Source organism: Amycolatopsis sp. NPDC059021, from assembly GCF_042739895.1.
Lineage (GTDB): Bacteria > Actinomycetota > Actinomycetes > Mycobacteriales > Pseudonocardiaceae > Amycolatopsis.
Map to the genome: position 1 here is coordinate 1 of NZ_JBHYIQ010000107.1, position 7041 is coordinate 7041.

At 71.4% G+C, this 7041-nt stretch carries 6 protein-coding genes; 4 read left to right on the forward strand and 2 right to left on the reverse strand.

Annotation, left to right across the window (positions count from 1 at the left end; genetic code table 11):
* Window positions 1-73: 73 nt before the first annotated feature.
* Window positions 74-955 carry a DMT family transporter gene (locus ACFWX1_RS40115; protein WP_378395099.1) on the reverse strand — a complete coding sequence of 294 codons (882 nt, stop codon included), beginning with the start codon at window positions 953-955 and terminating at the stop codon, window positions 74-76.
* 37 nt (window positions 956-992) lie between these two features.
* On the opposite strand from ACFWX1_RS40115, the gene ACFWX1_RS40120 reads away from it, so the two are divergent.
* Together ACFWX1_RS40120 and ACFWX1_RS40125 are read left to right on the forward strand one after the other, a co-directional pair.
* Window positions 993-2402 (forward strand): PLP-dependent aminotransferase family protein, encoded by a 1410-nt coding sequence (locus ACFWX1_RS40120; protein ID WP_378395100.1) that lies wholly within the window; start codon window positions 993-995, stop codon window positions 2400-2402.
* 67 nt (window positions 2403-2469) lie between these two features.
* The gene (locus ACFWX1_RS40125) at window positions 2470-2721 is read left to right on the forward strand and encodes a hypothetical protein (protein ID WP_378395101.1); all 252 of its coding nucleotides are present in this window, start codon (window positions 2470-2472) and stop codon (window positions 2719-2721) included.
* Window positions 2722-2725: 4 nt separating this feature from the next.
* On the opposite strand, the gene ACFWX1_RS40130 is transcribed toward ACFWX1_RS40125, so the two are convergent.
* Window positions 2726-3892: a hypothetical protein gene (locus ACFWX1_RS40130; protein ID WP_378395102.1), complete on the reverse strand. Its 1167-nt coding sequence runs from the start codon at window positions 3890-3892 to the stop codon at window positions 2726-2728.
* A gap of 376 nt (window positions 3893-4268) precedes the next feature.
* Between ACFWX1_RS40130 and ACFWX1_RS40135 the strand changes: the two genes are divergently transcribed.
* Both ACFWX1_RS40135 and katG read left to right on the forward strand, forming a co-directional pair.
* Window positions 4269-4700 (forward strand): Fur family transcriptional regulator, encoded by a 432-nt coding sequence (locus ACFWX1_RS40135; protein WP_378395103.1) that lies wholly within the window; start codon window positions 4269-4271, stop codon window positions 4698-4700.
* A gap of 30 nt (window positions 4701-4730) precedes the next feature.
* Window positions 4731-6971: a catalase/peroxidase HPI gene (katG, locus tag ACFWX1_RS40140; protein WP_378395104.1), complete on the forward strand. Its 2241-nt coding sequence runs from the start codon at window positions 4731-4733 to the stop codon at window positions 6969-6971.
* The last annotated feature ends 70 nt before the right edge of the window (window positions 6972-7041 follow it).

Below are 7041 nucleotides of genomic sequence, written 5' to 3' on the forward strand. Positions count from 1 at the left end.
CGCGTAGGGGACGTTGAACGTCCCCTACGCGTCGTTCGCGACGTCGGCGTCCACAAAGGACGGTGCGGTACCGCTACCCGAGCCGGGCACGGACGGCGACCCCGGCGCAGGCGATCACGGCCACGCCACCGAGGACGGTGGGCCAGGTGAGCTGCTCACGCAGGAACAGCGCCGCCCAGCCGATGCTCAGCACGGGCTGGACGAGCTGGACCTGGCTCACCTGCGCCATCGGTCCGATCGCGAGTCCGCGGTACCAGGCGAAGAAGCCGAGGAACATGCTCACCACGGCCAGATAGGCGAACGCGGCCCATTCCACCGGTGTCCCGCCGAGCGGGTGCTGGACCACCGCGACGCAGGTGAGGACGATCATCAGCGGTGCGGCCAGCACGAGCGCCCACGACACGGTCTGCCAGGCACCGAGTTCGCGCGCGAGGAGCCCACCTTCCGCGTAGCCGATAGCGGCCGCGACGACGGCGCCGAACAACAGCAGGTCGGACCAGTGCAGCCCGCTGAGCCCGCCACCCTGCAACGCGGCGAACCCGACGGCGACGGCCGCGCCCGCGATCGCCATGACCCAGAACGACTTCGGGGGCCGTTCGTGCCCGCGGAGCACGGCCGTCATCGCGGTCGCGGCGGGCAGGATGGCGACCACGACGGCGCCGTGGCTGGCGGGCGCGGTGGTCAGCGCGAAGGAGGTCAGCACCGGAAAGCCCACGACCACCCCACCGGCGACGATCGCCAACCGTCCCCATTGGACACCGCGGGGCAGGCGCTGCTTCGTGATCGCCAGGGCCGTGGCCGCCAGCAGTGCCGCCACGACGGCGCGGGCCGAGCCGACGAACAGCGGCGACATCCCGCCGCCCTGAACGGCGACACGGGTGAACGGGACAGTGAAGGAGAACGCCGCGACCCCGAGCAGGCCCCACCACAGACCGGCGCGGGACGGGGATAGCACTGGGTGCCGCTGGAGAGTAGCGCTACTATTCGCTGTCATGTCCGACGATAGCAGCTCGACGAAGATCGCCGCGGCGCTGCGGCAGTGGATCGCCACGGCCCCGCCGGGCGCGCAGCTGCCGTCGACGCGGTCCCTGGTCGCGCAGCACGGCGCGAGCCCGGTCACCGTGCAGAAGGCGCTCCGCGGCCTTGCCGCGCAAGGGATCGTCGAGAGCAGGCCGGGTGTGGGCACGTTCGTCCGCGCGGTCCGGGTCGCCCGCCCGAACGACTACGGCTGGCAGACCGCGGCCCTCGGCTCGCCGAACCACCGGCTCCCGCACCTGCCCGCGGCCCTGCAGCCCGTCCCGAACGACGTGATCGCCCTGCACTCGGGCTACCCCGACCGGGAACTGGTGCCGGAGCGGCTCGTCCGCGCGGCCTTCACCCGGGTGGCCCGCACCGACGCGCTGGTCGCCCGGCCGCCCACCGCCGGGCTCCCGGAACTGCAGTCGTGGTTCGCCGCGGAACTCGCCTCGGTGACCCCGTCCGGCTTCACCCCGGCGGCACCCAGCGACGTCGTGATCATCCCCGGGAGCCAGAGCGGGCTGCTGACCGCGTTCCGCGCGCTGGTCGGCACCGGGCGGCCGCTGCTCGTGGAGTCCCCGACCTACTGGGGCGCGATCCTCGCCGCCGCCCAGACCGGAGTGGAGGTCGTCCCGGTGCCGAGCGGTCCCGACGGTCCCGATCCCGGCGCGCTGGCCCGCGCGTTCGAGCAGACCGGCGCACGCGCGTTCTACGCCCAGCCGAACTTCGCCAGCCCGACCGGTGCACAGTGGACACCGGAGCTGGCCGAGCAGGTCATGGACACCGTCCGGCGGCACGGCGCGTTCCTGATCGAGGACGACTCGGCGCACGACTTCGGGATGACCGCCGACCCGCATCCGGTCGCCGCCAGGGACGACGGCGGGCACGTGGTCTACATCCGCTCGCTGAGCAAGAGCGTCTCCCTCGCGGTCCGGGTCGCCGGGCTGATCGCGCGCGGCCCGGCACGCAACCGGATCCTCGCCGACAGCCAGGCGGAATCGATGTACGTCAGCGGTGTGCTGCAGGCGGTCGCGCTCGACGTCGTCACGCAACCCGCCTGGCGCACCCACCTGCGCCGTCTCCGCCAGCAGCTCAAGACCCGCCGGGACCTGCTCGTCGCGAGCCTCCGCGAGCACGCGCCCGACGCGCGGCTGGAGGCGATACCGCGGGGCGGGCTGAACCTGTGGGCCCGGCTGCCGGACACGGTGGACCTGGGCCGGATCGTCCGGGAGTGCCGGTCGGCCGGGGTCGTCGTCGGCGCGGGAGACGAGTGGTTCCCGGCGGAGCCGGCCGGGAACTTCCTCCGGCTCAGCTACGCCGGCCCGCATCCCGGCGCCTTCCCCGACGTGGCACGGGTACTCGGCGAGACGATCGCCCGCGAGTGACCCCGCGCGGAGCGGGAACGCGCCACGCCAGGGACCGGTCCCGGCCCCGGTGCCTAGGCTGCGCCGCATGAATCACCCCTCCGAGCGAGCACGTTCCGCCGAGCCCGGCTGGCCACCGGGAAGGATCGCCGGGTGGGTGTTCGGCGGGCTGCTCATCCTGGTCACCGGCACGCTCGTGCTGGGCGTGGTGATCCATCGCCTGTTCCGGTTCGACGCGGCCGTGTTCCCGCCGTACGCCATCGGCTTCGCCGTGACGGCGATCTACCTCGCTTGGCTTGTTTCGCGGGCAGTGCGCCGGACGAAACACGGGCCGTCGTGAGGCCTCACCGGCGACCCGCGCGCGTGCCCTGACGCCGCCTGCCCGGTTGCTGCGCGCCTTCGTTGACCCCGACATGTTTGTTGCGGGCGGACGCGAACCGGTGCCGGAAGGCGAAACCCGGTGCCGGGCTGTCGCTGTTCCGACGGTCCCGTATCCGGGAGTCGGCGAGCAGGCGATGCCAGAAGCGGTCGGTGCAGTCCCCGCGATAGAGCCGGAAGTCGGCGAACGGCACCGGGGTCTTTTCCAGCGACAGGTAGCCCGCCTTGTCGAGGACGCCTCGCCAGTCGGCCAGGTCGAGCGCCTGGTGGAAGCGCGAGCCGGATTTGTCCCTGCTGGTCATGATAAGCACGTTCGCGTGGGTCGGGGTGCGTTCCAGCACCAGGACGGGACGGTCCTTGTAGTTGCCGGTGTCGTGGGTGAGCAGGACGCTCCAGACCTCGCCGGGGGCGGGCGGCCAGTTCGGCACACCCGGCGGGCCCGGCCGTTCGGGCGGCCCGTGCCGCAGCCACCGCTGCAGTCGCCAGCCGCCGACGGCCAGTTCGGTGAGATCGACCGCCACCACCGCCCAGAACGTCAGTGCCACCGCCGGCGCCATTCCCGGCGCGGATCGCGGGTCCGGCACCAGGGTTCCGTCGACCGCCACGATCCACCAGCCGATGAGGGCCAGGATCGCCGCGTTCTGGACCCCGTCCCGCACCAGCGGCAGCGGCCAGTACCCCTGATCCGCGGTCCGGAAGCAGGCGAGGTAGGACGCGGTCACCAGCAGCGCGATGACGCCGATCGGACCGCCGACGGACAGCACCGGCACCTCGGCCCCCAGTGCCAGCCGCTCGGCCGCGACGACCACCACGAGCAGGCCGGCGGCACGGAGGATCATGATCCCGTGCCGCTTCTTCAGCCGCGGCGGGCTCAGCAGGCGCACCAGGCCGTAGGCGACCACCGGGGACGCGGCCAGCACCAGGATGTGCGGCCAGTTGCCCGCCAGCCGGGCCCGCTCGGACTCCAGCAGCAAGACCATCGGCAGCGGCATCGCCTGGGACCCGATCAGGATGGCGAGCGGCCCGGCCGCGACGACACCGAGGGTGTACCGCTGCCGCGTCCCCAGCCGGGGCGGCGGTTCCCCTTGCAGCAGAAAACCCAGCAGAAAGAACCCGAGCACGAAAATCTGCACGACGTGATTCAAAGCCACTCCTGAACGAATCCGCGGTTTTCCCGCAGTGCTGTCGACGTTCTTGCGTTGTCCGTTACCCGGCTATGACTTCCTTACCCGCCAACGAGTTCGTCCGCGATTCACGAAAGCCGAACCGGCGGGAAAACGACGGAAACAACCACTCACCCCCGTCGAGTGGTGACAATTCCGTGCTCCGCCGGGCACCGGCGCCGTGCGGAATTGACCAACCGGCCACGCCACGGCCGGGCCGCGCGGCCACCGTCGACAGAGGACGTCGACAGTGGACTCGGCCGAAACCCGGCGAAGCGGACACCCATGATCGACTCGCCGGCGCGCCGAACTTGACTGATTCAAGAAAATGGGCCACGCTTCCGCCGTGCCCACGACTTCGGACTTCGAACACCTGCTGCGCGGAGCCGCGCTGCGCGTGACGCGTCCTCGCGTGGCGGTGCTGACCGCGGTGTACGGCCACCCGCACGCCGACACCGATTCGATCATCGGTGCCGTGCGCGCGGACCTCGGCGACGTTTCGCATCAAGCCATCTACGACGTGCTCCGCGCGCTCACCACCGCGGGCCTGGTGCGCCGCATCCAGCCGGCGGGCTCGGTAGCACGGTACGAGTCGCGAGTCGGGGACAACCACCACCATGTCGTGTGCCGGTCTTGTGGTGCCATCGAGGACGTCGATTGCGCCGTGGGCTCCGCGCCCTGCCTGACCGCCGACGACGACCACGGCTTCACGATCGACGAGGCCGAGGTCATCTACTGGGGCCTGTGCCCCGCCTGTTCCACCACAGTCAGTTCCTGAGCACCCGCTCCCGATCCTGGAAGGATTCCCGTGTCTGACAGCCCTGACGCCGTTGTTGGCGAGATGAACGAGGAGAGCGCGGGCGGCTGCCCCGTCTCCGCCGGGCGCTTCAAGCACCCGACCGAGGGCGGGAGCAACCGTGAATGGTGGCCGAACCAGCTCAACCTGAAGATCCTCCGCAAGCACCCGGCCGTGGCCAACCCCATGGGCGAGGACTTCGACTACGCCGCCGAGTTCAAGACCCTCGACCTCGACGCGCTGGCCCGCGACGTCGACGCCGTGATGACGGACTCGCAGGACTGGTGGCCCGCCGACTTCGGCAACTACGGCCCCCTGTTCATCCGGATGGCGTGGCACAGCGCCGGTACCTACCGCATCGACGACGGCCGCGGGGGCGCGGGCGCCGGCATGCAGCGGTTCGCGCCGCTGAACAGCTGGCCCGACAACGCGAGCCTCGACAAGGCACGCCGGCTGCTCTGGCCGGTCAAGCGGAAGTACGGCCGCAAGATCTCGTGGGCCGACCTGATGATCTTCGCGGGCAACCGCGCGCTGGAGACGATGGGCTTCAAGACCTTCGGCTTCGCCGGTGGCCGCGCCGACGTCTGGGAGCCCGACGAGGACGTCTACTGGGGCCCCGAGCGCACCTGGCTGGGCGACGAGCGCTACAGCGGTGACCGGAACCTGGAGAACCCGCTCGCCGCGGTCCAGATGGGACTCATCTACGTCAACCCCGAGGGCCCGAACGGCAACCCGGACCCGCTCGCCGCGGCACGGGACATCCGCGAGACCTTCGGCCGGATGGCGATGAACGACGAGGAGACCGTCGCGCTCATCGCGGGCGGGCACTCGTTCGGCAAGACCCACGGCGCCGCCGACGCCGACAAGTACGTCGGCCCGGAGCCCGAGGGCGCCCCGCTCGAGGAGCAGGGGCTCGGCTGGAAGAACAGCTTCGGCTCCGGCAAGGGCCGTGACGCGATCACCAGCGGTCTCGAGGTCACCTGGACCCCGACGCCGACCCAGTGGAGCAACTGGTTCTTCCACAACCTGTTCGAGTACGAGTGGGAGCTGACCAAGAGCCCGGCGGGCGCCAACCAGTGGACGCCGAAGGACGGCAAGGCGAAAAACACCGTCCCGGCCCCGGAGGACGGCAAGCTCAACCGCGCTCCCGCGATGCTCACCACCGACCTGGCGCTGCGCTTCGACCCGGTCTACGAGCAGATCTCGCGGCGGTTCTACGAGAACCCGGACGAGTTCGCGGACGCGTTCGCCCGCGCCTGGTTCAAGCTGACCCACCGCGACATGGGCCCGATCCAGCGCTACCTCGGGCCGCTGGTCCCGCAGGAGGAGCTGATCTGGCAGGACCGCGTGCCGCCGGTGGACCACGAGCTGGTCTCCGACGCCGACGTCGCCGAGCTCAAGGCCAAGGTCCTGGACTCGGGCCTGCCGGTCTCGCGGCTGGTCGCGACGGCGTGGGCCTCGGCCTCGACGTTCCGTGGCAGTGACAAGCGCGGCGGCGCGAACGGCGCGCGCATCCGTCTCGAGCCGCAGCGCGGCTGGGCGGTCAACGAGCCCGACGAGCTGGCGCAGGTACTGCGTACCCTCGAGGGGATCCAGGAGTCCTTCAACAGCGCCCAGACCGGGGGCAAGAAGATCTCGCTGGCCGACCTCATCGTGCTCGCCGGTGCCGCCGCGGTCGAGAAGGCCGCCAAGGACGGCGGCGTCGCGATCACGGTCCCGTTCACCCCGGGCCGTACCGACGCCTCGCAGGAGCAGACCGACGCGGAGTCCTTCGCCCCGCTCGAGCCCGCCGCCGACGGGTTCCGCAACTACCGCGGCAAGGGCAACCGGCTGCCGTCGGAGTACCTCCTCGTCGACCGCGCGAACCTGCTGAACCTGAGCGCGCCGGAGATGACCGTCCTGGTGGGCGGGCTGCGTGTGCTCGGCGCGAACTACCAGCAGTCCCCGCTGGGCGTGCTCACCCAGCGGCCGGGGTCGCTGACCAACGACTTCTTCGTGAACCTGCTCGACATGGGCACGAAGTGGTCGGCGACGACGCGGGAGTCCGACCCGGAGACCTTCGAGGGCCGCGACGCCGCGACCGGCGAGGTCAAGTGGACCGGCACCCGTGCCGACCTCGTCTTCGGCTCGAACTCCGAGCTGCGCGCGCTCGCCGAGGTCTACGCGAGCGACGACGCGAAGGAGAAGTTCGTGCAGGACTTCGTCGCCGCGTGGGACAAGGTCATGAACCTCGACCGGTTCGACCTCGTCTGATCCCCCGCTGATCCCGTCGTGGGGGGGGGGCGCGGGGCCGGGCGGGGGGGGGCGCGCCGCCGCGGCGCGC